The sequence below is a fragment of the Pedococcus sp. P2_D7 genome (assembly GCF_056404295.1).
In genome coordinates this window covers 1-23704 of record NZ_JBFUEH010000007.1, presented here as the reverse complement: position 1 = coordinate 23704, position 23704 = coordinate 1, and the positions used below count along the sequence as shown (strand labels likewise).

25 protein-coding genes are annotated in these 23704 nt (G+C 69.6%); 15 read left to right on the top strand and 10 right to left on the bottom strand.

Features of this window, described 5'->3' with window-relative positions:
* Position 1 precedes the first annotated feature (1 nt).
* Complete coding sequence (locus tag AC1DWJ_RS16760) at positions 2-904, bottom strand: hypothetical protein (protein ID WP_477621422.1); 903 nt, start codon at positions 902-904, stop codon at positions 2-4.
* The gene (locus tag AC1DWJ_RS16755; RefSeq protein ID WP_477621421.1) at positions 897-1817 is read right to left on the bottom strand and encodes an amidohydrolase family protein; all 921 of its coding nucleotides are present in this window, start codon (positions 1815-1817) and stop codon (positions 897-899) included. The genes AC1DWJ_RS16760 and AC1DWJ_RS16755 overlap by 8 nt, the downstream gene beginning before the upstream one ends.
* A gap of 320 nt (positions 1818-2137) precedes the next feature.
* Between AC1DWJ_RS16755 and AC1DWJ_RS16750 the strand changes: the two genes are divergently transcribed.
* The 5 genes from AC1DWJ_RS16750 to AC1DWJ_RS16730 all read left to right on the top strand — a co-directional run bounded on the left by AC1DWJ_RS16750 (position 2138) and on the right by AC1DWJ_RS16730 (position 7197).
* Positions 2138-2617: a hypothetical protein gene (locus tag AC1DWJ_RS16750; protein WP_477621420.1), complete on the top strand. Its 480-nt coding sequence runs from the start codon at positions 2138-2140 to the stop codon at positions 2615-2617.
* Complete coding sequence (locus AC1DWJ_RS16745) at positions 2614-3096, top strand: hypothetical protein (RefSeq protein ID WP_477621419.1); 483 nt, start codon at positions 2614-2616, stop codon at positions 3094-3096. Before AC1DWJ_RS16750 ends, AC1DWJ_RS16745 begins: the two co-directional genes overlap by 4 nt.
* Before the next feature lie 160 nt (positions 3097-3256).
* Positions 3257-3727 (top strand): VOC family protein, encoded by a 471-nt coding sequence (locus tag AC1DWJ_RS16740; protein ID WP_457254886.1) that lies wholly within the window; start codon positions 3257-3259, stop codon positions 3725-3727.
* A gap of 187 nt (positions 3728-3914) precedes the next feature.
* Positions 3915-5402 (top strand): DHA2 family efflux MFS transporter permease subunit, encoded by a 1488-nt coding sequence (locus AC1DWJ_RS16735; RefSeq protein WP_477621418.1) that lies wholly within the window; start codon positions 3915-3917, stop codon positions 5400-5402.
* A 139-nt stretch (positions 5403-5541) separates the two neighbouring features.
* The gene (locus tag AC1DWJ_RS16730) at positions 5542-7197 is read left to right on the top strand and encodes a glycoside hydrolase family 13 protein (RefSeq protein ID WP_477621417.1); all 1656 of its coding nucleotides are present in this window, start codon (positions 5542-5544) and stop codon (positions 7195-7197) included.
* A 31-nt stretch (positions 7198-7228) separates the two neighbouring features.
* Here AC1DWJ_RS16730 and AC1DWJ_RS16725 read toward each other — a convergent pair whose 3' ends face one another.
* Positions 7229-7654: a VOC family protein gene (locus AC1DWJ_RS16725; protein ID WP_457254882.1), complete on the bottom strand. Its 426-nt coding sequence runs from the start codon at positions 7652-7654 to the stop codon at positions 7229-7231.
* 143 nt (positions 7655-7797) lie between these two features.
* On the opposite strand from AC1DWJ_RS16725, the gene AC1DWJ_RS16720 reads away from it, so the two are divergent.
* Positions 7798-9129, top strand: a complete 1332-nt coding sequence (locus tag AC1DWJ_RS16720; RefSeq protein ID WP_477621416.1) for a hypothetical protein — start codon at positions 7798-7800, stop codon at positions 9127-9129.
* Between the two features lie 25 nt (positions 9130-9154).
* Here AC1DWJ_RS16720 and AC1DWJ_RS16715 read toward each other — a convergent pair whose 3' ends face one another.
* The 3 genes from AC1DWJ_RS16715 to AC1DWJ_RS16705 form a co-directional block, all read right to left on the bottom strand.
* Positions 9155-10171 (bottom strand): GTP pyrophosphokinase, encoded by a 1017-nt coding sequence (locus AC1DWJ_RS16715; protein WP_457254879.1) that lies wholly within the window; start codon positions 10169-10171, stop codon positions 9155-9157.
* Between the two features lie 180 nt (positions 10172-10351).
* Positions 10352-10912, bottom strand: coding sequence for a DinB family protein (locus AC1DWJ_RS16710; protein ID WP_477621415.1), 561 nt, complete (start codon positions 10910-10912; stop codon positions 10352-10354).
* A 12-nt stretch (positions 10913-10924) separates the two neighbouring features.
* Positions 10925-12223, bottom strand: coding sequence for a flavin-containing monooxygenase (locus AC1DWJ_RS16705; protein ID WP_477621414.1), 1299 nt, complete (start codon positions 12221-12223; stop codon positions 10925-10927).
* 344 nt (positions 12224-12567) lie between these two features.
* Here AC1DWJ_RS16705 and AC1DWJ_RS16700 point away from each other — a divergent pair, with 344 nt between their 5' ends.
* Both AC1DWJ_RS16700 and AC1DWJ_RS16695 read left to right on the top strand, forming a co-directional pair.
* Positions 12568-13296, top strand: coding sequence for a serine hydrolase (locus tag AC1DWJ_RS16700; protein ID WP_477621413.1), 729 nt, complete (start codon positions 12568-12570; stop codon positions 13294-13296).
* A 10-nt stretch (positions 13297-13306) separates the two neighbouring features.
* Entirely contained in the window at positions 13307-14422 is a 1116-nt protein-coding gene (locus AC1DWJ_RS16695; RefSeq protein WP_477621412.1) for a DNA glycosylase AlkZ-like family protein, read from the top strand.
* Here AC1DWJ_RS16695 and AC1DWJ_RS16690 read toward each other — a convergent pair.
* Entirely contained in the window at positions 14406-15449 is a 1044-nt protein-coding gene (locus AC1DWJ_RS16690) for a fatty acid desaturase family protein (protein WP_477621411.1), read from the bottom strand. The two genes, AC1DWJ_RS16695 and AC1DWJ_RS16690, sit on opposite strands and share 17 nt — an antisense overlap.
* A 262-nt stretch (positions 15450-15711) precedes the next feature.
* On the opposite strand from AC1DWJ_RS16690, the gene AC1DWJ_RS16685 reads away from it, so the two are divergent.
* The 7 genes from AC1DWJ_RS16685 (at position 15712) to AC1DWJ_RS16655 (ending at position 21222) form a co-directional block, all read left to right on the top strand.
* A complete protein-coding gene (locus AC1DWJ_RS16685) occupies positions 15712-16179 on the top strand; it encodes an RNA polymerase sigma factor (protein WP_477621410.1) in 468 nt (155 codons plus the stop codon).
* Between the two features lie 6 nt (positions 16180-16185).
* A complete protein-coding gene (locus AC1DWJ_RS16680; protein ID WP_477621409.1) occupies positions 16186-16341 on the top strand; it encodes a hypothetical protein in 156 nt (51 codons plus the stop codon).
* Positions 16342-16544: 203 nt separating this feature from the next.
* Positions 16545-17954, top strand: a complete 1410-nt coding sequence (locus tag AC1DWJ_RS16675; RefSeq protein ID WP_477621408.1) for a GEVED domain-containing protein — start codon at positions 16545-16547, stop codon at positions 17952-17954.
* 32 nt (positions 17955-17986) lie between these two features.
* Positions 17987-19090: a non-hydrolyzing UDP-N-acetylglucosamine 2-epimerase gene (wecB, locus tag AC1DWJ_RS16670; RefSeq protein ID WP_477621407.1), complete on the top strand. Its 1104-nt coding sequence runs from the start codon at positions 17987-17989 to the stop codon at positions 19088-19090.
* A 17-nt stretch (positions 19091-19107) separates the two neighbouring features.
* Complete coding sequence (locus tag AC1DWJ_RS16665; protein WP_457254867.1) at positions 19108-19290, top strand: hypothetical protein; 183 nt, start codon at positions 19108-19110, stop codon at positions 19288-19290.
* The gene (locus tag AC1DWJ_RS16660; RefSeq protein ID WP_477621406.1) at positions 19287-20639 is read left to right on the top strand and encodes a glycosyltransferase family 2 protein; all 1353 of its coding nucleotides are present in this window, start codon (positions 19287-19289) and stop codon (positions 20637-20639) included. Before AC1DWJ_RS16665 ends, AC1DWJ_RS16660 begins: the two co-directional genes overlap by 4 nt.
* A gap of 4 nt (positions 20640-20643) precedes the next feature.
* Positions 20644-21222, top strand: a complete 579-nt coding sequence (locus AC1DWJ_RS16655) for a hypothetical protein (RefSeq protein WP_477621405.1) — start codon at positions 20644-20646, stop codon at positions 21220-21222.
* Between the two features lie 19 nt (positions 21223-21241).
* On the opposite strand, the gene AC1DWJ_RS16650 is transcribed toward AC1DWJ_RS16655, so the two are convergent.
* From AC1DWJ_RS16650 to AC1DWJ_RS16640, 3 genes are all read right to left on the bottom strand, one after another.
* Positions 21242-22174, bottom strand: a complete 933-nt coding sequence (locus AC1DWJ_RS16650) for an IS481 family transposase (RefSeq protein ID WP_477621404.1) — start codon at positions 22172-22174, stop codon at positions 21242-21244.
* 168 nt (positions 22175-22342) lie between these two features.
* Positions 22343-22660 carry a hypothetical protein gene (locus tag AC1DWJ_RS16645; RefSeq protein ID WP_477621403.1) on the bottom strand — a complete coding sequence of 106 codons (318 nt, stop codon included), beginning with the start codon at positions 22658-22660 and terminating at the stop codon, positions 22343-22345.
* A 169-nt stretch (positions 22661-22829) separates the two neighbouring features.
* A partial coding sequence (locus AC1DWJ_RS16640) for a DUF7507 domain-containing protein (RefSeq protein WP_477621402.1) occupies positions 22830-23704 on the bottom strand: 875 nt, incomplete at its 5' end.

Here is a 23704-nt window from a genome sequence, read left to right as displayed (position 1 = left end):
GTCAGTCGTCCGCCTGTGCGCGGTCGAGTGCCTCCCGCGCGGTATGCCGCGCGGCCTCGGCGGCCTTGCGCGCCCGGACCGCGTCGGTGACCGCCTCGAGGGCCAGCTCGTCGGCCTCGCGCGCCTTGGTCAGCTGGCGCTCGACGACCCCGAGCCGTTCGCGGGTCTCCTCCGCGCGCTCACGGGCGCGAGTCACCTCGGCCTCGGCCGCCGCCAGCTGCTTCTCGGCCGTCTCGAGCGCTGCCTCGAGCCGCTCCTCGTCCGGCTGGTCCGCGTCGGCCTCGTCGGCCCCGTCGTCGCGGTCGTGGTCGTGTCGGTCGCCACGCGCTGGCCTGCCGGAACCACCGCTTCCGTGCACCACGGAGAGGATCGCGCCCGACGTGGTGCGGACGACCGCCTCGGCGAGGTCCACCTCGCCGAAACCGCTGTAGGACAACGTCCTCGCGAGCTGGCCGGACGCCACGGCTGCCATCGCCTGCTCGTCGGCGAGGGCGGCGATCGCCGTCGCCCGGACCTCCTGCTGGGCCGCCGCGCTGCAGGTGCGTCCCGCGTCCTCGACGAGCTGCACCGTCATGCGCACCACCTCCTCGAGCAGCTGGTCGCGCTCCGGGCGCAACGACGTCAGGGTGCCGGTGTCGAGCCGACCCTGGGCAGCGCGCATCCGCCCGCCCAGGTCGGCGAGGCCGTCGACGAGGTCCGGCGCCTCGCGGGCCAGCAGGTTGACCGCCCAGGCAGCGATGCTCGGCTTGCGCAGGGTGCCGATCTCCTTGGCCACGGCAGGGTCGCCGTCCGCCTTCTCGGCGGCGACAAGGCGCTTGCGCTCGGCCATGAACTCCTCGGGCGGCACGGCATACAGGCTGCGCAGGGCTGCGGCGAGCGCCCCCGTCTCTTGGACGTCAGGCATCGTCGACCTCCAGCCCGAGGAGTCGGGCACCGTTGTGCCACAATACTTTTCGCATCCACTCGTCGCCGAGTCCCAGGCGGTGCAGCGCCTCGATCTGGTGGGCGTAGGGGTAGGGGATGTTGGGGAAGTCCGAACCGAGGACGACCCGGTCGCCGAGGGCGCCGAGCCGTTCGACGTAGGACGGCGACAGGGGGGCGAACCGGTTGCTGAAGTCGGTGCCGGCCATCGTCGTGTCGAGGTGCACCCGCGGGAAGGTCTCGACGAGGTCGGCGAACGCGTCGTACTCCCCCATGCCGAGGTGGGCCACCACCACCGTCAGCTGTGGGTGGCGCTCGAGGACCGCCGCGACGGCCTTGGGCCCGGTGTACGCGCCCTCCTTGGGAGCCGACCCCGCGTGCAGCACGACCGGCGCACCAGCTCGCTCCAAAGCGTCCCAGGCCGGGTCGAGCAGCGGGTCGTCCGGGCTGTAGCCGCCGACCTGGACGTGCATCTTGAACAGCCGTGCCCCCGACTCCAGTGAGCGCTCCACCTGCTCGCCGACACCGGGCTCGGGGAAGAGCGTGGCGCAGTGCACCGCGCCGTCGACGCGCGCCGCGAACTCGGCGCACCAGTCGTTGAGCCACTGAGCCATGCCGGCCTTGTGGGGGTAGGCCAGCGCGGGGATGGCGCGGACCCCCAGCGCGCGCAGCGTCGCGATGCGGGTCGCCTCGTCGTCGCGGTAGTGGATCGGCCAGGGCTGGCCGTAGTGCTCCTGCGCCTGGTCGAAGTAGGCCCACACCTTCGCGAGCATCGGCTCGGGCAGGAAGTGCACGTGGACGTCGGCCAGGCCGGGGAGCCCCAGGGCGCGCCAGTATGCCGGGAGGTCGGCGTCGGAGCGCGGCGCCGTGAGCAGCGACGAAGGTGACGGGGCCACGGTGGCGACGCTACGGCATACCCAGGCCAGGCTCCGATCTCTGTCCGTACGCGGACGGACCGCCGGGGGAGTGCAGCCCGGGGCCGTCACGTTCCGGCGCCTCATACGTCTCACTGCCGCGAGGATCCCGCATTTGCCGCCAAGCAAGGGGCGTTGACATGAGTGCACATCTGAGGCGAAGCCCGTCGCGGGCAGGCCACGTAGCAAGCACGGCCGGGCTGGCTGCCGCTGGCTTGCTGTCGGGGTGCTCCGGGTCGCTACCCGAGTGGCCCGACCGTGGACTACTCGTCAGCTCTCCCGTGTTCTCCAGCACCCGGTCGATGCTGGTCGAGTCCGATCTCGTCGTGGTGGGCACCGTCTCCGACGTGGCACCGGGCCGCGAGGTGGGTGACGGGCAGGAGAAGGTCAAGTATCGAGATGTCACCATCGCCGTGACGAAGATCCTCTTCTCACGGGGCGGGACGCCGACCACGGTCATTGTGCAGGAGACGGGATGGGTCAACGGCAAGTCCGCCCAGAACGTCGATCTCCCGTGGAGCAAGGTCGGGGACGAGGGGTACTTCTTCCTGCAGGCCGACGTTCCGGGAAAGTACGGATATCTAGGTCCCCAAGCACGCGTCCTCATCCAGGACTCGGAGTTGGTGCCCGGGGGCGATGAGGGCCTCAAGGCCGTGCAAGGGGTCAAGGCAAAGGGCATCGAGGAGTACGCCACGGAAATTGCCGAGACCGCACAGGCCGTCAATCTGGCGAAGATCCCCAACCCGCCTGGGCCAGCCAACGGCGACGGAGACGCCCAGTGAAGCGCCGCACCTTGCGACTGAGGTGGAGCGTTGTCCTGGCCGGCGCCTTCATCGTCGGACTCTCCGCGCCCGCACATGCATCCCACCAAGACCTTTTACCCGACCCCGACAACACAACACAGTGCGTCAAATCGCCGAGCATCGTTCCCAAGACCGTCATCGCCCGCAATCAAGGTTTCGCCCAGCTCGACCGCACCGACATAGACACTCAGTACTGCACCGGCGACGACATCTGGGTCCAGGACTACACCTACGGTGCAACCGGTTGGTACGCGCACGCCTTCTGCGACGACAAGACCCTCGCGGGGCGCTGCGACATCTACATCGTTCAGTTCAACGAAAGCACTTACGGCTCAGTCAAACTCGTGGCTGAGATCGCTGGGATGTCACGAGTTTGGACACACCGGCAGCATCGCTCACCGGGCCTACGCCAACGACACGGACAACAACTCCTGCATGCACAGCGGCATCTCACCTGAGTCGTACGACTCCCACGACATCGCCGCAATCAACGGCGGCGTGTAGATCTCGGAAACGGTAACGACGCTACGGCATCGCTCGCGGTCGCCCGCGCGATGAGTTCCGGCTCCAGCGGCGGTCTATCCCACACCAGCCATCCCCGACCGTGAGGAGCACGCCATGCCACGCCAGTACGTCTGTCTCTGGTTCGACCGCCAGGCGGAGGACGCCGCGAACTTCTACACCTCGGTGTTCCCGAACTCGAGCATCGGGACCGTCTCCCGCTACCCCGACGACAGCGGTGAGCGCGCTGGGGAGGTGCTGACCGTCGCGTTCGAGCTCGACGGGGTGCCGTACGTCGGGCTCAACGGCGGACCACAGTTCACCTTCGACGAGGCCATCTCGATCACCGTCGACTGCCAGGACCAGGCGGAGATCGACCACTACTGGGACACTCTGACGGCGGACGGCGGCGAGGAAGGGCCGTGCGGCTGGCTCAAGGACAAGTTCGGGTTGTCGTGGCAGATCGTGCCCCAGGACTGGGACGCGATCTTCTCCACCGATCCCGACCGGGCCGCTCGCGTGTTCGCCGCGATGATGGCGATGAAGAAGCTCGACATCGCCGCGCTCGAGGCCGCCGGCGACGCCTGACCGGCTCCCACCTGCGGCGATACCCAGCCACCGCTCACCCGGTCACCAGGCGAGGAAATGCACGTGTCGACTGTCGGTCGGCGGGGCTAGGCTTTTCCGTGCGTCACGCAACGGAGCGGGGGGCGCGACCACACGCTTGTGACAACACGCCTGAGTGCGCTCAGGCCCAGTTCCGAGAGGACTCCCAGTGTCAGCACCTGCCACGACACCCGTGGAATACCCCGAGAAGATCGACGCTGCCGTCCTCAAGGTGGCCGGCGTCGTGGTCCTCGGGGCGATCATGTCGATCCTCGACATCACCGTCGTCAACGTCGCGCTGCGCACGTTCCAGACGGCCTTCGGCGGCGAGCCGCTCGCCTACTCCAGCGTCGCGTGGACGGTGACCGGCTACACGCTCGCGCTCGCCACGGTGATCCCGCTGTCCGGCTGGGCGGCCGACCGGTTCGGCACCAAGCGCCTCTACATGCTGGCGATCCTGCTGTTCACCCTCGGCTCGGTGCTGTGCGCCGCGGCCACGTCGATCGGCATGCTGATCGGGTTCCGCGTCCTGCAGGGCCTCGGCGGCGGCATGCTCATGCCGCTCGGCATGACGATCATGACCCGCGCCGCCGGACCCGCCCGGATGGGCCGGCTGATGGCCATCCTCGGGGTGCCGATGCTGCTCGGCCCGATCTTCGGACCCATCCTCGGTGGCTGGCTGATCGACCACTTCAGCTGGCACTACATCTTCCTGATCAACGCGCCGATCGGTCTCATCGCGTTGGTCTACGCCCAGTTCGCGCTGGCCAAGGACAACCCGCAGCCGTCCGAGTCGTTCGACTTCGTGGGCATGCTCATGATGAGCCCGGGCCTGGCGTTGTTCCTCTACGGCGTCTCGTCGATCCCCGGCGAGGGCGGCATCGGCCACGCCAAGGTGCTCGTGCCGGGCTTCGTCGGCCTGGCGCTGATGGTGACGTTCGTGCTCTACAGCTTCCGGCCCAAGCACCCGCTGCTCGACCTGCGACTGTTCAAGAACCGCAACCTCACCGTCTCGACGATCACGATGTTCATCTTCGCGGCGTCGTTCTTCGGTGGGCTGCTGCTCGTGCCGCAGTTCCTCCAGCAGGTGCAGGGCGAGTCGCCGCTCAACGCGGGCTGGCTGGTCGCTCCTCAGGGTGTCGGCGCGATGATCACCATGCCGATCGCCGGCACCTTGGTCGACAAGTTCCCGGTCGGGCGGATCGTGCCGTTCGGACTGGTGCTCATCATCGGCGGCATGTTCGCCCTGACCCAGATCGAGGCGGACTCCTCGCACTGGGGCTTCCTCATCCCGGTGCTGTTCGTGATGGGGCTGGGCATGGGCGGCACGATGATGCCGATCTTCACCACTGCCCTGAAGACGCTGACCCACCACGAAGTCGCCCGAGGGTCGACGCTGCTCAACATCACCCAGCAGATCGCCAGCTCGGTGGGCGTGGCGCTCTTCTCGGTCGTCCTCACGAACGCCCTCAAGGACAACCCGCCGACCAGCCCCGCGCAGGCGCCGGTCGCGGCCGCGGCGGCGTTCGCGCACACCTACTGGTGGGCGGCGATCCTGGTGACCCTGACCCTGATCCCGGCCTACTTCCTGCCCCGCAAGCGCGAGGTGTCGCACCTGCTCGACGAGCAGGGAGTGCCTCCGGTGGTGGTCCACTAACCGTGGATCTCCTGCGCCGGGTCCGCGAGGACTTCGGCATCCCGCCCATCGGCGTCCGGCCCACCGGGTTGGGCGCCGATGCGCGTGCCCGGTGACGATCACCCTGTCGGAAGTCGCTGCAGGGCACTAGGTTCGGCCTGTGGCACTCGACCAGCAGCCGAGCCCGCCGGAAGCATGGTGGCGCTCCGCAGTGATGTACCAGGTGTACCCGCGCAGCTTCGCCGACGGGAACGGTGACGGCGAGGGCGACCTGCCCGGCCTCCGGGCCAAGCTCCCCTACCTCGCCGACCTCGGCGTCGACGGTCTGTGGATCTCGCCGTGGTTCCCCTCGCCGATGGCGGACGGGGGATACGACGTGAGCGACTTCCGCGGCATACACCCGATGTTCGGCACCCTCGAGGATGCCGACGCGCTCCTGCGCGAGGCTCGCGAGCTGGGCCTGCGGGTCATCATCGACCTGGTCCCCAACCACACGTCCGACCAGCACCCGTGGTTCCTCGACGCGCTGGCCGCCGCTCCGGGATCGGCCGAGCGGGCCCGCTACTTCTTCCGCGACGGGCGGGGCGAGTCCGGCGAGGAGCCGCCCAACAACTGGATCAGCGCGTTCGGGGGGCCTGCCTGGTCGCGGATCACCGAGCCGGATGGCACACCGGGTCAGTGGTACCTGCACCTCTTCGCGCCCGAGCAGCCCGACCTCGACTGGAGCAACGAGGCGGTGCTGGACGACTTCGACGACGTGTTGCGGTTCTGGTTCGACCGTGGCGTCGACGGGCTGCGGATCGACGCGGCGCCCGCGATGTCGAAGAAGGCGGGACTGCCCGATGCGGACTACGGCGGGGTGCTGCAGTTCCGCACCGTCGACTGGGACGACAACCCGCACTGGGACGTCGACACCGTGCACGGCATCTTCCGCCGCTGGCGCGCGATCGCCGACACCTACGACGGCGACCGCGCCTTCGTCGCCGAGGCCGTCGTCAGCACGCCGGAACGGCTGGCCGCCTACCTGCGCCCCGACGAGATGCACACCGCCTTCAACTTCCCCTACCTCAAGGGACCCTGGGAGGCCGGGCCGCTGCGGGACGTCATCGACGCGACGCTGTCGTCGTTCGCGCCGATCGGGGTGCCGTCGACGTGGGTGCTGACCAGCCACGACGAGACCCGTCCGGTCACGCGCTACGGCCGCACGACGACGAGCTCGTACTTCATCTCCGACGGCGCGGGCGAGGTCTCCGACCTGGCCCTCGGCACCCGTCGGGCTCGGGCCGCGGCGATGCTCATGCTCGCGCTGCCCGGCGGCGCGTACGTCTACCAGGGCGAGGAGCTGGGGCTCCCCAACGTCGACGACCTGCCCGACGAGGTGCTCCAGGACCCGATGTTCCTGCGCAGCGGCGGCGAGATGCGCGGCCGGGACGGTTGCCGGGTGCCGCTGCCCTGGAGTGGGCAGGAGCCGCCGTTCGGCTTCTCCCCCGACGGCGTGACGCCGTGGCTGCCGCAGCCCGAGTCGTGGCGCGACCTCACGGTCGAGGCGCAGGACGGCGACCCCGCGTCGATGCTGACCCTCTACCGCGACGTGCTGCGACTGCGCCGCGAGACCCCCGGCCTGTATGCCGCCGGGCTGGCGTGGCGCGAGTCGGCGCCGAACGTCCTCGACTTCGACCGCGACGACGCCCTGCGCTGTGTCGTCAACCTCTCCTCGGAAGGTGTCGACGTGCCGGCCGACCGCGTGCTGCGGTCGAGCAGCCCGCTCGAGGACGGCCAGCTGCCGCCCGACGCGACGGCCTGGCTCCGGCCCTGACGCGGGCCGGTCGCCAGCAGTCTGGAGTGGATCAGCCGTCTGAGTCGGGGCGGGCGCCGGCGATGTTGACCATCCAGCCGATCCCGAACTGGTCGGCGCACATCCCGAACTCGTCGCCCCACATCTGCTGCTCGAGCGGTACCTGGACCTGGCCGCCGTTGGAGAGCTTGTCCCAGTAGCCGTGCAGCTCGTCGGGGTCGTCACCGGAGAGGCTGACGGCGATGGTGCTGCCGGGGTTGTAGTCCATCCCCGGCGGGGTGTCGGCGGCCATGATCGTGTAGCCGCTCGGGGTCTCGAGCTGGCCGTGCATGATGCCGTCGGCGCCGGGCTGGCTGGGGTCGCCGTACTCACCGAAGGTGCTCACGGTGAGGTCGCCGCCGAAGACTCCCTGGTAGAAGTCGAGCGCTTCACGAGCGTTGTCCTTGAACTGGATGTAGGGGTTGAGGCGAGAGGCCATCGCGTGCTCCTGGGTCGTCGTCGAGTGGATGACTCGCACGATAGACCCGGCCGGTGACGGCGTCAGGTGCTCGGAGCTGGCGGCCGGCGCTCCTCACCCCAATGAGCGAGGACAGGCTCGAGCGCGGGTGGACAATGAGAAACATGGCTATGGGGAGCCCGACACCCGCCAGCGCGCCCACCGGGGGGCAACCACAGGCACTCGCACCGGTGGCGGTCCGCGACGCGGTGGTGGTGCAGACCAGCTTCCTCGCGCTGCGCCGCACGGTGGCGGCGGTGCAGGCCGACTGCGCGGAGGTCGCCGAGACCCTGGAGGCGCTCGAGGACGCCCTGGCCATGGTGACCCAGGGCGGCAGCGGCGGCGGGGCCCAGGCGATGAGCGGTTTCGGGCTGGTGGGGCTGCCGATCGTGGGTGCCATGCGCGCGGTGAAAGGGCTGGCCAGCCAGTACGTCAAGCAGCAGACCGGGGTGCCGCTGAGCACCTGGGCCGCGTTCGTGACCTCGGCCTCGGGTGAGTTCCAGGCCTACCTGGCCGAGCTGGAGCGGATCAGCGACCTCGCGGAGAAGCAGCGACAGTCCCCCGACGGGGCGATCGATGCGACCCGGATCCGCAAGGACCTCAAGGTCCTGGCCGACGTGCGCTGGCGAACGGCAGCGTGGAAGACGGTGCTCGGTCGGGTGGCCCAGCTCGGGCAGGTCGTCGACGCGATCCTGCAGGTCGACGTCCACGCGGTCGAGGTCGAGGCGGGGACCGCCACCGGCGAGGCAGCGCCGCCCGAGGCACCTGCCGGGCTGACCGGGCTGACCGGGCTGACCGGGCTGGGTGGGCTGGGTGGCACCCTGCAGCGACGGATCAAGGACGTGCAGCACCGCACCACCGACCGGTCCTCCGACCTGCGCGAGTGGGTCATGCGCCCGTTCCTCGACGTCCGCGACCGGGTGCGACAGCTGCCGGCACAGGTGGCGCGACTCGCGCAGGAGGTGGGTCTGCTGGAGCTGTTCCTCGAGCTGGAGACGGCCGAGCTGAGTGGCCTGGCCGGGCACCTCGCCGCGGACGAGACGCGGATCGTGCGCCTCCGGGTGGCCGCCTCGGTGCTGCTCCCCGAGCTGGTCCACGACCTGGCCCGGGCCCGCTCGGCGGTGGCCGACCTCGAGGCCTACCAGCGCCGGCTCGACGTCGGGCGCGAACAGGGCACCGTGGGGACCGTGGCCCACGAACGGCTCTCGACCGAGTACGGCAGGGACCTCGAGGCCGCGCGTCTGCTGCTGACCGACCTCGAGACCCAGAAGGAGGTGTGGCGGCGCGACGGGCCGCAGATCCTCCGGGCGTGCGAGGAGTGGACCACCGTCGAGCTCGACGTGCTCGCCGCCCGCCGGGTCGCCGAGCAGGCCGACAAGGCAGCCGACCGTCGCGCGTTGCTGGAGCGCGAGCGCAGCCGCCTGGAGGAGGCGCGCGCCCTGCTCGCGAGCCTGTAGTGGGCTACCGGCTGGTCGGCCGCGCTCAGACCGCGCGGAGCTTGTCGAGCCTGGCTCGCAGGGCGGCCTCGCGGTGCGCGTTGCCGTGCAGGGCGAGGTAGCGCGATCCGTAGACCGCGAGCAGCGCGTCGTCGAGACGACGCACCGCGCCGGCCGGGTAGCGGTAGCCCATCCGCGCGTTGATGCCCTCGAGGTCGATCGACGAGAGCAACCCGCCCAGCTCGTCGAGCGAGGTGATGCCGAGCTCGAGCAGCAGTCCGGAGATCCACGCGTAGTGGTCGGTGCGCGACCAGCCCGCGTCCTGGAACTGCCCCGCGAGGAACGTCGCGAGGTCGGAGGCGCTGATGCGGGGGTCGTCCTCGTCGATCGTGAGCCGCTGGCCACGCATCGTCGCCTGGAGGGTGTCGCGGATCTCGGAGAACTCACGGTCGGCCAGCTCGAGCAACCCCGCCGCCAGGGTGAACCGCCGGTCGAGGTCGGGCACGTGCTCCTCGGGGATGGTCCCCTTGTAGCGCACGTCGTGCTCGAACTCGGCCCACGCGTGCTGGAGGATCGTGCGCACCTGCACCGAGGCGCTGCGGCCCTTCAACGTCTCGTATGCCGCGGGCACGCCCTTCACGGGGTCGACCGCCACGAGCAGGTGGCGGCTGGAGTAGCCGAACCGGCCCTGCCGGGCCGTCTCGCGACCCATGTCACGGTCGTCGAGGACGCTGAACTGGTCGGAGAGCAGGCCGGCCACCGCGTCGACGTCGCCGTGCAGGTAGGTCACCACGCGCACGCCGAGCTGGTCGGTGATCTCGGTCAGTGGGTCGGAGTAGACCGGCTCGCCGTCGAGGGTCCGGGACGCCTTGGCGGCGAACGAGGCCACCGACTTGGTGCGGCCGGTGACGCTGACGTAGTTGATGCCCGCGTCGTCGAGCAGCGAGGTGACGAGCGAGACGAACTGTTCGGTGGGCACGCGCAGGTCCGGCTGCATCGCGGCATACCGCTGCACCGCGTCGTGCACGGTGGTCGGTTCGGGTGCTGCGGCCTCGTTGCTCACGCTGCACAGGCTATGGCTTCCGGGAGTACGTTCCGCCATGCAGGCAGCGGCGCGCCTCGCCAGAGGCGGAGAGGCGCTGCGCGGACGCTATGCCGTGCCCCTCAGGGTGGGCCGCCCTTGCCCCGCCCTGAGGGGCACGGCATAGCGTCGAGAACCACCACCGCGACGGTCGCGGCGGACCTACTGTCCCGTGCGCCCGTCGATGCGCTCGCGGATGAGGTCGGCGTGACCGCAGTGCCGGGCGTACTCCTCGATCAGGTGGACCAGCAGCTCCCGCAACGTGATCGGCCCACGCGTCGCGTGGGTGCTGAGCAGCTCGAGGGACCCCGCGCGCTCGACGAACTCCACGGCATACGCCACCTCGCGGCGCCACGCCTCCCACGCCTCGGCGACGACGGCGTCGTCAGCCACGGCCTGGTCGAAGTCGGCGTCGCGGTCCTCGTCCTTGCCCCAGAGCCGGGGCACGTCCTCGTTCGCCATGGTGATCCGGAACCAGGTCTGCTCGACCGCGGCGAGGTGGCGCAGGAGCCCCAGCAGCGACATGGTCGACGGCTCGACCGACCGGCGCGCCATCTGCTCGGCGTCCAGCCCGTCGCACTTCATCTCGAAGGTGAGGCGGAAGTGCTGGAGGTACTCCAGGAGCACGCTGCGCTCGTCGGTCGCCCTGGAGGCCGCCGACTCACGAGGGTCGTTCGCGGGGTCGACCCACATGTCCGGGTACTGCTGCGCCTTGGAAGCCATGGGTCGATCTTGTCAGGCTCGTGCCGCTGACCTCGCCCGGTCGAACCCTCGCCGCAGCTCCCGACGCAGGTCCCACAGGTAGTGGTCGAAGTCGACCTCCATGGTGTGCCGCACCGAGGAGTAGAACTGCCGCTTGTTGCGCTCGTGGTCGGCGCGCATCTGACGCCGGACCTCGGAGTCCGGCGGTGGCGCGTAGCGACCGGTGAGGAGCTGGGCGACCCACTCCCCCTGCGCCTGGGCCAGCGGCATGACGGCGCCGACGGGTTGCACCAGCCCGATGAAGAAGAGCCCGGGCAGGTCAGGGTGGATGGTGCGCTTCCACAGCGGCAGGTCGTTGTCCTTGGCCGACACCAGCGCGGGGTCGAGGAACGGGAAGCTCACCTGGTAGCCGGTCGCCCAGACGATCAGGTCGGCCGGCACCCGGCTGCCGTCGGCGAAGACGATGTGGTCGCCGTCGAGCCGCTCGATCGCCGGGCGCGGAGTGACCCGGCCGGTGCGGAGGGCGTCACGGATCCCCTCGGACTGCACGGGATGGGACTGACCGGGCTTGTGGTGGGGCTGCGGCAGGCCGAGCTTCGCGACGTTGCCGGACAGCAGCGCCCCGATCCGCAGCCGCAGCGCTGTGGCCCACCAGGGAAGCCAGCCGGGCAGCGCGACCTGGTCGCTCGGACGACCCAGCGCGAACTTGCGCAGCACCCACTGTCCCCGGCGCTGCGACAGGTTGGCCGACCGGGCCACCTTGCCGGCCTCGACGGAGATGTCGAGCGCCGAGTTGCCCGACCCCACGACGACGACGTCCCGACCGGCCAGCTGTGCCCCCGAGCGGTAGTCGTGCGCGTGGATCTGCTCGCCGTCGAACACCCCGGGGTAGGGCGGGTGGGGCCAGCGCGGGTCCCAGTGGTGGCCGTTCGCGACCAGGACGGCGTCGTACTCCCGCACGTGGTCTCCGTCGGGTCCGCTGGTGGTGACCAGCCAGGTGGCGCCGGGTCCGCGCGCGACGTCGGTCACCGTGGTGTGGAAGGTGATCCGGTCGCGGAAGCCGAAGTGGTCGACATAGGCGTTGAAGTAGGCGGCGACCTGGTCGTGACGCGCGTAGGGCGGGTAGTCGTCCGGCATGGGGAAGTCGGAGAAGGCCATCCGCGGGCCGGAGGTGTTGATCTCCAACGTCTCGTAGCAGGCCGACAGTCCGTTCGGGTTGTCGTAGACCCAGTTGCCGCCGATCACGCTGCCACGTTCGAAGCAGTCGAAGGGGATTCGTGCGGTGTAGAGCGCCTTCGCCGCGGCCAGACCGGAGGATCCGGCACCGATCACGCACGCGCGGGGCAGTCTCGGGTCCGGCGGGATCGGCCTTCGCACGGGTCGAGCCCGATGGCTCTGCTTCACGAGGTAGGGCACCGCGCGATTATCTCCGGAAAGCGGGAGGACGCGAGCGCGGGTTACCCTCGGTGACCATGCGGCATACCGTCTGGTTGGCCACAGCCTGTCTCGCGCTAAGCGCTTGCGCAGGCGCGGCGCAGACCCCTCGGGCCGCCAGCCCGACGTCCGCGACCACGGCGGCGACCAGCAGCACGGCGGCGTCGACCACGACCACCACCACGACGACGCCGCGTTCACCAACGCTGCGCCCATCAACTGCGTCGAAGCCGGTGAAGCCCGTGCCCGAGCCCACCCCGAAGCCGTCTGCCGCCAAGCCGCGCACCAGCCTCGAGGGCGACACCAACGACGCCTTCGCCTTCGCCCCGCTGAGCAACCCGGGCAACGTCACGGTCGAGGGCTCGGTGTCGAGCTACAAGGCCTGGTCGACGTCCAAGGTGCTCGTCGTCGCCGCGTTCCTCGACACCGCGTGTGACGGAGACCCGGCCAACGCCAGCGCCCAGCAGAAGCGATGGGTCACGGCCGCCCTCACCGCCTCCGACATGAACGCTGTCATCGCCCTGCGCGACGACATCCCCGGCAGCCCGGGGGCCGCCATCACCGCGGTCCTGCGGTCCATCGGCGACACCCGCACCGTCGCCCCTGACGCCTCCCAGGGCGGGATGCAGTGGACCATCCGCGAGCAGGTGCGGTTCATGGCTGCGCTCAGCTCGGGACGGGTGGTGTCGAAGGCCGCCAGCGCCTACATCCTCTCGTCGATGCGGCCGATCGCGGCGCACCGGTGGGGTCTGGGCACGATCGGCGCCGGGCCGTTCAAGGGTGGTTGGCTGCGCGCCGACACGGTGACGCGGCAGATGGGCATCGTCGACGGGTATGCCGTGGCGATCATCACCGACGCCGTCGGCCCCGCGGTGCGCCAGACCGACGGCGACTCGGCCCACGTGGAGCAGATGAACTACCTCGCGAAGGTCCTCGACCGGCGGCTGGCCATCGAGTCCGGCCGCGGCTGACGGTTCACCTGTGGGCGAGCTCCGGTTGTCGCGTGCCGACGCGCGACGAATCGCGGTCCGCGCCCAGCTCCTCGACGAGCCGCGACCGACCGACGTGCTCGACGTGGTGCGGCGCCTGGGCGCTGTGCAGGTCGACCTCACGGCGGCGGTCGCGCCCAGCGCCGACCTCGTCTGCTGGAGCCGGCTGGGTCGCGACTACGAGCTCGGTGACCTCGACGACCTGTTCCAGCAACGCGTCGTCGTGGAGCTGAGGGGCTTCCTGCGGCCGGCGGAGGACATCGCGCTGTACCGCGCAGAGATGCAGGCGTGGCCGGGAGCGGAACCGCTGCGCGACTGGCAGATGGACCTCGCCGAGTGGGTGTCGGCGAACGACGAGTGCCGCCTCGACATCCTCGACCAGCTCGAGTCGGAGGCACCCCTGTCCGCGCGACGGCTGCCGGACTCGTGCGTCGTCCCATGGCGGTCGACGGGCTGGACCAACAACAAGAACACCCAGCGGATGCTCGACTTCATGGAGGCGCGCGGCGAGGTCGCCGTCGCCAGCCGCGAGGGACGCGAGCGGCAGTGGGACCTGGCTGCGAGGGTCTACCCCGACGGCGACGCGGTGCCGGCGGTCCCGCTCGACGAAGCCCTGACCGAACGGGCCCGTCGTCGGCTGGCCGCGCTCGGGGTGGCCAGGGCCAAGGCAGTCGAGAGCTACGGCGAACCCCACGACGTCGGACCGGTGGGAGAGGTCGCCGTCGTCGAGGGCCTGCAGGGCGAGTGGCGGGTCGACCCCACCCAGCTCGACCGCCTCGGTGAGCCGTTCCGCGGTCGCACCGTGCTGTTGTCACCCCTCGACCGGCTGGTCTTCGACCGCAAGCGGATGACCGAGCTCTTCGACTACGACTACCAGCTGGAGATGTACAAGCCGGTCGCCAAGCGGCGATGGGGCTACTGGGCCATGCCGATCCTGCACGGCGACCGGTTGGTCGGGAAGCTCGACGCCACCGCCGACCTCGCGGCTGGGGTGCTGCGGGTGACCGCGGTGCACGAGGACGAACCGTGGTCCACGGCCCAACGCAGGGCCGTCGACCACGAGGTCGCCGACCTCGCCGACTGGCTCGGTCTCAGCCTCGCCCACTGACCCGGAGCGGGGCCCCGACGGCGTGGAGATGACGCAACACGTCGGCATACGAGGAGCGTGCTGACGCCTCGACGTAGGGGACCGCGTGGAGCTCACACACGGCACGCACGATGCGCTGGGCGCTCGGGAGGTTCGCCCGCGGCATGCTGGGGAAGAGGTGGTGCTCGATCTGGTAGTTGAGTCCGCCCAGCGCCCAGTCGACGACGGGACCGCCCCGGATGTTGCGCGAGGTCAGCACCTGGCGCAGGAACGGATCCGCCTCGTCGGCCCTCGACAGCACCGGCATCCCCTTGTGGTTGGGCGCGAACGAGACCCCGAGGTAGATCCCCCGCACGCCCTGGTGGATCGCGACGAAGACCAGTCCCTGCGCCCAGGTCATCGTGGTGACCATGAGCGAGAGGTATGCCGCGGTGTGGACGCCGATGAGCGCCACCTCGGCCCAGCGGTGCTGGAGACCTGGCCGGGCCAGCGACCGCAGGCCGGCGAGATAGAGGTTCACCGCCTCGAACGTCAGCAGCGGGAAGAACAGCCAGGCCTGGTGGCGCGTGACCATGGCGCCCAGTCCGCGTCGCTCGCGTGCCTGGCTGACGTCGAAGATCAGCACTCCCGCGCGGACGTCGGGGTCGGTCTCGAGGTCGTTGGGGTGCGCGTGGTGGGCGTTGTGCTTGTCGACCCACCAGCCGTAGCTGAGCCCACTCAACAGGTTCGCGTGGAGCAGGCCGAGGAGGGCGGCCGTCCTCGCCCGGCGGGAGACCTGCCGGTGGGCGATGTCATGCCCGAGGAAGCCGATCTGCACCGACACCACCGCCAGCACCACGGCCCACGGCATGAGCCACCACGAGTCGTGCCACACCACCAGCGCGGCCAGCACGACCAGCAGACCGAGGGTGTTGACGGCGAAGTGGACCAGGTACGGGCCGAGCCGTCGGTCCAGGAGGCCGGCGGCACGCACCGCCCCCACGACTTCGGGGTAGAGCGGCCGCGGGACGAGCGAGGCAGGACCGACGGGAGTGGGAAGGGTGCTCATGCCGGACTCCTGGAATGGTGGTGCGCCACCGGGTCCAGGGCAGCCTTCTGGTTCGACTCTACTCGCGATCGCGACTGGCAGCGGGGCCAGCGAGAGCCCGATCCGGACCGGCCGGTCTGGTCCGGCCAGCCTGCCCAAGTCGTGGGCGGGTTCACCACCTCACAGGGTGTGGTCAACCCTTCGAAGAGTCCGCAGGCGTGGTGACACGTCGATGCCGCTGGGCGATACTGGTCGCGGCAGCAGGCAGGGCGAAGGGAAGCCCATGCCCGATCCGCCAGTCCACTCCGGAGACGATGCCACCCCCACCGTCGCTGTCGCGCAGCTGCTGGACGAGGCTCGCGCCGGCGACCCGGCGGCGTTCGCGGCGCTGTATGTCGGCCACGTGCTTTCGGTGCGGCGCTACGCGCGTCGCCTGGCCGGTCGCGAGCACCAGGCCGAGGACCTGGTCGCCGAGGCGTTCGCCCGCACGTGGGCGCAGCTGGCTATGGGGCGCGGGCCCCGGGAGGCGTTCGCCGCGTACCTGCGCGCCGTGGTGTTGAACCTGCACCTGAGTGCGTTGAAGAGGGACCGAGCCCTGCGCTGGGTGTCAGACATCGAGCACGCGGCGCTCGCCAACCCGGATCTGGCGGCCCGGATCGCGGAGCGCGACCCCGGCCCCGAGGAGGCCACTCTCGAGCGCCTGTTCAACACCCGCCTGAACGAGGCGTTGTCCACCCTCCCGGACCGGTGACAGGTCGTGCTGCGCAAGATCTACGTCGAGAACGAGCCCTACCCCTCGGTGGCCGCCCACCTCGGCGTCAGCGTCAACGCGACCCGCCAAGTCGCCCGCCGCGCCCGACAAGGCATGCGCAAAGCGCTCGACGACCTGTCCGAAGCCGACACGCTCCACTGACTTCGGTCCCGGACGCGCTGCGGTCTCGTCCGGGTCACCGCAGGCGTTCGGGCTGACCGCCGCGTCACCGATCGCCGCCTCCCGACTCTAGATCCATGTCGGAAGGCCTGAAGCACGTGGTCAGGACCCTCCGACGTTCTGTTGGGGCCACCGATCACCACGGTCGATGGCCACCGGTCACCACGAGCCAGGGGAAGCACTGCATGCGAATTGGAACGTTCAAGCAACAAGTACGCGTCGGCGCCGTGGGCGCTGCGATGGCTGCCGTGGCGCTGGGAGTCGCCGTCAGCGCACCGGCCCAGGCCGTCGAGGTGCCCACGGCTGCGGCGGTGGTCAGTGGCGGAACCGGCACGCTCACCATGCCCGGTTCCGGGCTGACCGCGAGCGTGACCAGCACCGGTCTCACGCAGGTGACCAACGACGTCACCCTGGGTAGTCGCGGCTACGTGGCCGGCGACTACACGCCAGGGCTCACGTCGACCACCCCGAGCGTGGAGGTGCTCACGGATGCCGTGAACAGCTGCCCGGCTGTGGGCACCTGCTCGGGTCTGGGCACGATCACCATCACCTTCAGCCAGCCGGTCCTGAACCCGATCCTGAACGTGGCAGGTATCGGCGGCGATGTCTGGTTCGCCGACAGCGCGAACACGGTGGTGAAACAGTCGCAGCTCCATGACGTGTTGACCCTGACGACACCTGGCGTCACGATGACGGACCTCTCGGGCGGCAACCTCGCGGTGTCCGGCAACAGCATCACGGCCGACAACCACAGCACGAGTTACCGGTGCAACACCACCGCCCAGGTCACCGGCGCCGTCGACGACTACGACGCGCAGGACACCGCGGCGTGTGGTTCGGTCCAGCTCAACGGTGTCGTGACGTCGGTGACGTTCACGGTGAGCGCCGTGTTCACGCAGACGACCAGCGCGGTCCCGGCGTACACGAACAACGACATCAACGACCCGGTGCACAACTCTGACGCGTTCGTGATGACCTTCACGGTCCCTGAGGACTTCGGCGACGCTCCGTCGTCCTACGACCAGGGCAACGCCGCACGGGCGGTGCTGTCCGACCTCAAGCTCGGCTCGAGCGTCACCCAGGACAACACCACCGTCGCGAACGGCACGGTCTCGCCGAACGCCAGCGCGTCCGCCAACGGTGACCAGGCCGACGACGGCGTGGTGCTGGGCCCCCTGACGGTGGGCAACACGGCGTACTCGACCACGGTCGCCCTCAGCGGGGCCAGCAAGCCGGGCACCGTCTGCGGGTGGATCGACTTCAACCACAACGGGACGTTCGACAACCCGGCCGAGCGGGCCTGTGCTGCTTTCGCTGCCGGCGCCACGTCTGCGAACCTGACGTGGTCGGGAATCACCGGCCTGGAGGCCGGCAACACCTACGCGCGGTTCAGGGTCGGGTACGACGCCGCAGCGACGCAGTCACCGATCGGGGCGTCGGATGCCGGCGAGGTCGAGGACTACCTGTTCGAGGTCCTCCCTTCGCAGCCGATCCCGGTGGCTGACCCGCGGGTCCTCCTCGCGATGGTTCCGCTCGGGGCCCTGGGGGTCGTGGCGCTGCGCCGGTCCCGGCGGCAGCACGGCGCCGCTGCCTGATGACCGGGTTGGCGCCGCGCAGCGTCGCGGTCGTGCTGGGCACGCGGCCCGAGATCATCAAGCTCGCCCCGGTGATCCGCCAGCTGCGCGACGCCGCCCTGGTCGTGCACACGGGGCAGCACTATGACGAGTCGATGTCCGGGGTGTTCCTCGCCGAGCACGGGCTGGACAGTCCGGACGTCCACCTCGACGCAGGGGGCCTTGGCCGGGCCGAGCAGCTGTCAGTCATGCTGCTCGGCCTGGACCGCGCCCTCTCGGGGCGCGAGCTGTCGGCTGTGGTCGTGCAGGGCGACACCAACTCGACCCTCGCCGGGGCCCTGACGGCCAACGCGTTGTCCGTGCCTCTGGTGCATGTCGAGGCGGGATTGCGCAGCTACGACCGGGCGATGCCCGAGGAGCACAACCGGGTGATGGTGGACCACCTCGCGGACGCGTTGTGTGCTGCGACCACCGACAACGTGGCCAACCTGCGCCGCGAGGGGATCCCGGACCATCGCATCCACCTGACGGGCAACACGGTGGTCGAGGCGGTGATCGACCAGCTGGGCGAACCCCGGGAGACCTTGGCGACCGTCGAAACCCTTGGACTGCAACCGAATTCGTACGTGCTGGCCACCATCCACCGACCTGAGAACACGGACGACCCCGCAGTGCTGCGCACCATCCTCACGGAGCTGGCGCAGCTGCCTTGCCGCGTGGTGCTGCCTCTGCATCCGCGCACGCAGGCGGCAGCCCGGCGGGCTGGCGCCGAGCGCGAGCTCGGCGCTCTCGGCGTCATCGCGCCGGTCGGCTCTCGTCAGTTCCTGGCCCTGGCCGCGCACGCTGCGGTCCTGGTGTCTGACTCCGGCGGGGTCCAGGAGGAGTGCACCGTGCTCAAGCGTCCGCTGGTCGTGGTGAGGCGGTCGACCGAACGACCCGAGGCGCTCGCCGACTTCGCCGTCCTCGTGCGGCCGGGGCCCGACATCGGCGCGGCGGTTCGGGCCCGGTTGGGCGACCTCGACAGGTGGCTCGACCGCCTCGCCGGCCTGCCGAGCCCGTTCGGGGATGCGGGCTCTGCGAAGCGGGTCGTCGAGGTCATTCGCCTTTCCACCCAGCAGGGGACGTCGCACTTGGCGCCGTCGCTCACGTCAGCATGAGGAAGTAGCGGAAAAGCATGTACGGAAGCGGAATCAAGATCTCAGGCGCCGGACTCGGCGTGGCCTCCACCGGCGGCAGCCTGGCCATGACCGGCACTGACGGCCTGCCCCTGACGATCGGGCTGGGACTCAGCCTGCTGCTGGGTGGAGCTGCCATCCTGCTCCTCCTCGGATACCGGCGCCGCGGGCTGCGACAGTGATAGGGACCCTCCTGCAAGGCCTCTCGCTGTTCTCGGTCGTGGTGTTCACCGGGTATGTCGCCACCATCGTCCTCCCCTATCTGCGGCGAGGCCCTGACGTCCCGGGTGACTCCACCGCATACCAGTGGCACGTCTTCGTCCCGGCCCGGGACGAGGAGGCCGTCATCGAGCCGACGATCCGTCGGTTGCTCGAGTTCCCCGCGGCCCACGTCTGGGTGATCGACGACGACAGTGAGGACGGCACGGCACGCATCGTCCGCGCCCTGTCCGCCGACCCACGGGTCCACCTCGTGCAGCGACGTCGCCCCGAAGCCCGGACGGGCAAGGGCGACGCGCTCAACGCGGCCTACTCGGCACTGAGCACCTGGCTGCCCGTCGACAGTGACAGGACCAGGGTCATCGTCGGCGTCGTGGATGCCGACGGGGCGCTGGCTCCCGACGTGCTGGACCTGGTTGCCGGTCCTGGGGTCTTCGGCGACCCCGACGTCGGCGGGGTCCAGATCTCGGTGCGCATGTCCAACCGGCACACGCGGGGTGATGGTGTCGCCTCCTCCGCGCTGGGCGGGTGGTTCGCCCGCTTCCTGGTCCGTATGCAGGACCTCGAGTTCGTGGGCACCATCTCCGCCATGCAGATGCTGCGGGAGAAGACGGGCACCGTGGGGCTGGGGGGCAACGGCCAGTTCAGCCGGCTGAGCGTCCTCGACGTCCTCCGGGATGGCGATGGCACCCCGTGGCATGGCGCGCTCCTCGAGGACTACGAGCTGGGGCTGCACATCCTCCTGGCTGGGTACAAGAACAGGTTCGTCTTCTCCGCGGAGGTCTACCAGGAGGCCGTCGAGAGCGGCCGCCGCCTGATCGCCCAACGGGCCCGCTGGGCCCAGGGCGGGATGCAGTGCTCCCGGCTCTACCTCGGCCGGATCCTGCAGTCCAGGCACCTGAGCACCGCCGGGGCCCTGGAGGCCGCCTACTTCCTCGTCGCCCCCTGGACCCAGCTGTTCGGAGTGCTCTACTGGCCGGCGATGTACATCCTGCTGTCCGTCAAGTGCCTGACCTACCCGGCGGGTCCGCTCACCTTCGCCGCCGACTACTGGTTCCTGGCCGTCCTCACCGCCGTCACGGGCATCGCGCCCTTCGCGGTGTGGGGACCGCTGTACCGACGCGTCGCCGATCCGGGCATGGGCCGGCTCCGGGCGGTGTGGCTCGGGCTCGAGTACGCCCTCTTCCTCACCTACACGTACCCGACCACGGCGCGCGCCTTCGGACGCCTCGTGACTGGCCGAACCGGGTGGGCCAAGACCCGCCGGAACGCCGAGCCGGTGCTGGCAGGTCCGGTGGCGGTCGATGCGTGACGGCGTGTCCTCCACCGTGAGCGACTCGCGAACAACGCGCTGGATACCGGCACTCGGGCTTCTCGCGGTCGTGGTCGTCATCGTCGCTGCCAACGGGCAGTTCCGTGCCGTGGAGGCCTGGGCAGCCCAACCCCTGGTCGCGTGGGTGACCGGCGGCGGAGTGGCCGCCACGCAGGATGTCGTCACCTTCGGCTTGGGCACGCGCTCCGCTCTCGGTCTTCAGATCACCCCCGGGTGCTCCACGTCCGTGCTCATCGCGCCGTTCCTGACGATCATGGCTGCCGTCGCGGGAAAGAGCACCGTGCGGATCCCTCGGGTGATGGCTGCAGCGTCCATCGGCGCCGTCGTCCTGGTTGGGGTCAACCTCGTGCGGCTCAGCGGTATCGCCTGGGCAACCTCCACGTGGGGCATCCACCCGGGATTCGAGATCAGCCACTACCTCGTGGGGTCGATCTTCGCGATCATGGGTTTCGCCGCCACCCTGATGCTCTCCGTCAGGATCCTCACCGGCTCCCGGCCAGTCCGATCCCGCCCGGTCCGATCCCGACGAGACGCGCACGTCGGACGACACCGCAGGAGCTAGTTGTAAAACTGACGGACGCCTATGACAGTGGGTCCTGGGCTTTGCGTCGGAGTCGTTCGTAGGGTGTCTGCCCGTCGAGTGCGCCGTGGGGTCGATCGTAGTTGTAGTAGTCCTCCCATTCTTGGAGTCGAGATTCGAAGAGTCGGGCGTCGTCGATGACCTCGCCCTCGAGTAGTCGGTAGAACTCCTCGGAGTCGATGCGGTGCGACCTCTCCACCTTGCCGTTGAGCCGCGGGGTGCGTGGTTTGATCCGGATGTGGCCGATGCCTTTGTCGAGTAGGTGCCAGTGGAAGGCCGACCCGAATTCTTGGCCGTTGTCGGTCTGAATCTGGTCGACGGCGAACGGCAGCTTGGACAGCACGTGGTCGATGAACGAGATCGCGGTCGGCTGGTCGTTGCGCGGGTAGGCCCTTAGCACGCGCAGTCGTGTGCAGTCATCGATCGCGGTGTACTGGTAGTAGCGCTTCTTGCGGCCCTTCTGACCGAGGGGCTCGATGAACTTCACGTCGACCTGCAGCTGGTGGCCAGGTCGCTGCTTTTCGTAGCGCTTCCACCGGGTCTCGCGGCGTTTGTAGCGCTGGGAGCTTGGCAGTCGATTGACGCCGGCGCGGTGCAGGATGCGCCACACTCCGGACGGACTGATCCTGATCTGGTGGTACCGCTCCAGGTACATCGCGATCTTCTGTGGGCCGAAGTGGTAGCGCTGGCGCAGCCACAGAATCTTTTCGACGACGTCGGCCTGTGTCGCCTTGGGTGAGTTGTGCGGGGCGCTGGAGCGGTCCTTGAGGCCCTCGAAGCCTTCGTCTTCGTAGCGTTTGAGCCACTTGTAGTAGCAATTCCGGCTGATGCCGTAGTAGCGACAGGTTGCCGAGACGCTGCCGCTGACTTCCTCGACGTGTTTGAGCACCGCGAGCTTGTGCTTAGCTCGCCGCTCCAGCTCTCGTTCAGTCATGCAGGTCTCCTATTCATCAGAGACCCGGACTGTCAACAACCTCCGTCAGTTTTACAGCTAGTCGCAACTCACGGGGAGCGCCATGCACCGGCTCGGAGGGCTGCTGTACCTGCTGGCGAGCTGGAGGCCGAAGTAGGACGGGTCGATCCGTGACCGGCACCAGACCGACTACTTCGCCGGCTCCTTGGTGACCACCGGCGTGCACGCGAGGCCCTTGGCGGTGGAGACGACAACCTTCGCAAGCGTGAACTCCGTGGACTTCTTCGGTGCCAGCTCGAATGACTTGTCGGCGCTCCCGATGACGGTCGACGTCTTGGAGTTCGCGACCAGCACCTGAACGGTGTAGCGCTGCTTCGAGTCGCCCGTGTTGGTCACGGTGCCCTTGGCGGCCCACTGACCCTTGGAGTCGGCCGAACACGTGAAGTCTTCGAGCTCCCTCCGGGCGCCCACGACTGTTCCGGTCCCCTCGGAAACCTTCCCTGTCATTGTGCTGCCCGTCGGGGTGGGAGTCGTCGTCCTTGACCCACCGTCGCTGCCAGTGCATCCCGTCACCAGACCGGCAGCCATGAGGCAGACTGCGACGCTCGTGCTTGTCCTGGTCAACAGTCGGGGAAGCGTGCCGGCCGTCGTGGTACTCATCGCGATCATTTCTCTTTCACTTCGTCTCGTGGATTGGTGAAGCCATTGCTCGTCGTCCGATGAGCAGAAGCACGCCCAGGCCCAGAAGCAGCATCGCGTACAGCAGGATCTGGGGCGCATTAGCGCCGGTGAAGGCAAGGATGTCCCGAACAGGCCCTCGGTCGGTAGGCGTTCTGGTGCTCGACGGTGGCGACGTCACGACCGTGTCGTCGGGGCTGGTAGCCGTGGCCGTTGCCACATTGAGCACTGCGCCCGCGTCCACATCAGCCTGGGTCACCACATACGCCGAGGATGTACACACCATCGTGGCGCCCGGGGCCAGGGTGGTGGCCGGGCAAGTCACTGTGAGGCCCATCCTGACCAGCCGGTCATCGTTGATCATCACAGCACGCAGTGTTGTTGCCCCGATGTTCTTCACGGCGAAGTGATAGACGATCGGCTCGCCGGCGTCGGCCAAGCGATCGCCATCCCGATCGCGGAGATCAGCAGACTTCACGATGCTGATCCCAGGCCCAGGAGCCGTCGTGACGGTCGTCGAGGGCGGAGTCGTCACCGGGCCGCCGGTCGGCGGGGTCCCGGACGCGGTCGCACTGTTCCGCACCGCGCCCGCATCCACATCAGCCTGGGTCACCACATACGGGCTGCTCGAACACACCATGGTGGCGCCCGGGGCCAGGGTGGTGCCCGGGCAGGTGACCGTCACGGCCGGGCCGGCCGGGGCGAYCAGCTGGTCGGCCACGCCGACCGAGGTCAGGGTGACGTCGCCGGTGTTGGCCACGGTGAAGGAGAACGTGACCTGGTCACCGACGCCGGCCAGGCCGTCGTTGTTGGTGTCGGTGCTGATCGTGGCGGACTTCACCAGGGTCAGGCCCGACCCGGTGGGGGTGGGGG

Coding starts and splice junctions, on each gene's coding strand:
- AC1DWJ_RS16720 (WP_477621416.1), top strand. CDS start 7,798: ATGGCTATGGGGAGCCCGACACCCGCCAGCGCGCCCACCGGGGGGCAA.
- AC1DWJ_RS16685 (WP_477621410.1), top strand. CDS start 15,712: ATGCCCGATCCGCCAGTCCACTCCGGAGACGATGCCACCCCCACCGTC.
- AC1DWJ_RS16760 (WP_477621422.1), bottom strand. CDS start 904: ATGCCTGACGTCCAAGAGACGGGGGCGCTCGCCGCAGCCCTGCGCAGC.
- AC1DWJ_RS16690 (WP_477621411.1), bottom strand. CDS start 15,449: ATGAGCACCCTTCCCACTCCCGTCGGTCCTGCCTCGCTCGTCCCGCGG.
- AC1DWJ_RS16645 (WP_477621403.1), bottom strand. CDS start 22,660: ATGACAGGGAAGGTTTCCGAGGGGACCGGAACAGTCGTGGGCGCCCGG.
- AC1DWJ_RS16675 (WP_477621408.1), top strand. CDS start 16,545: ATGCGAATTGGAACGTTCAAGCAACAAGTACGCGTCGGCGCCGTGGGC.
- AC1DWJ_RS16665 (WP_457254867.1), top strand. CDS start 19,108: ATGTACGGAAGCGGAATCAAGATCTCAGGCGCCGGACTCGGCGTGGCC.
- AC1DWJ_RS16650 (WP_477621404.1), bottom strand. CDS start 22,174: ATGACTGAACGAGAGCTGGAGCGGCGAGCTAAGCACAAGCTCGCGGTG.
- AC1DWJ_RS16710 (WP_477621415.1), bottom strand. CDS start 10,912: ATGGCTTCCAAGGCGCAGCAGTACCCGGACATGTGGGTCGACCCCGCG.
- AC1DWJ_RS16750 (WP_477621420.1), top strand. CDS start 2,138: ATGCTGGTCGAGTCCGATCTCGTCGTGGTGGGCACCGTCTCCGACGTG.
- AC1DWJ_RS16725 (WP_457254882.1), bottom strand. CDS start 7,654: ATGGCCTCTCGCCTCAACCCCTACATCCAGTTCAAGGACAACGCTCGT.
- AC1DWJ_RS16740 (WP_457254886.1), top strand. CDS start 3,257: ATGCCACGCCAGTACGTCTGTCTCTGGTTCGACCGCCAGGCGGAGGAC.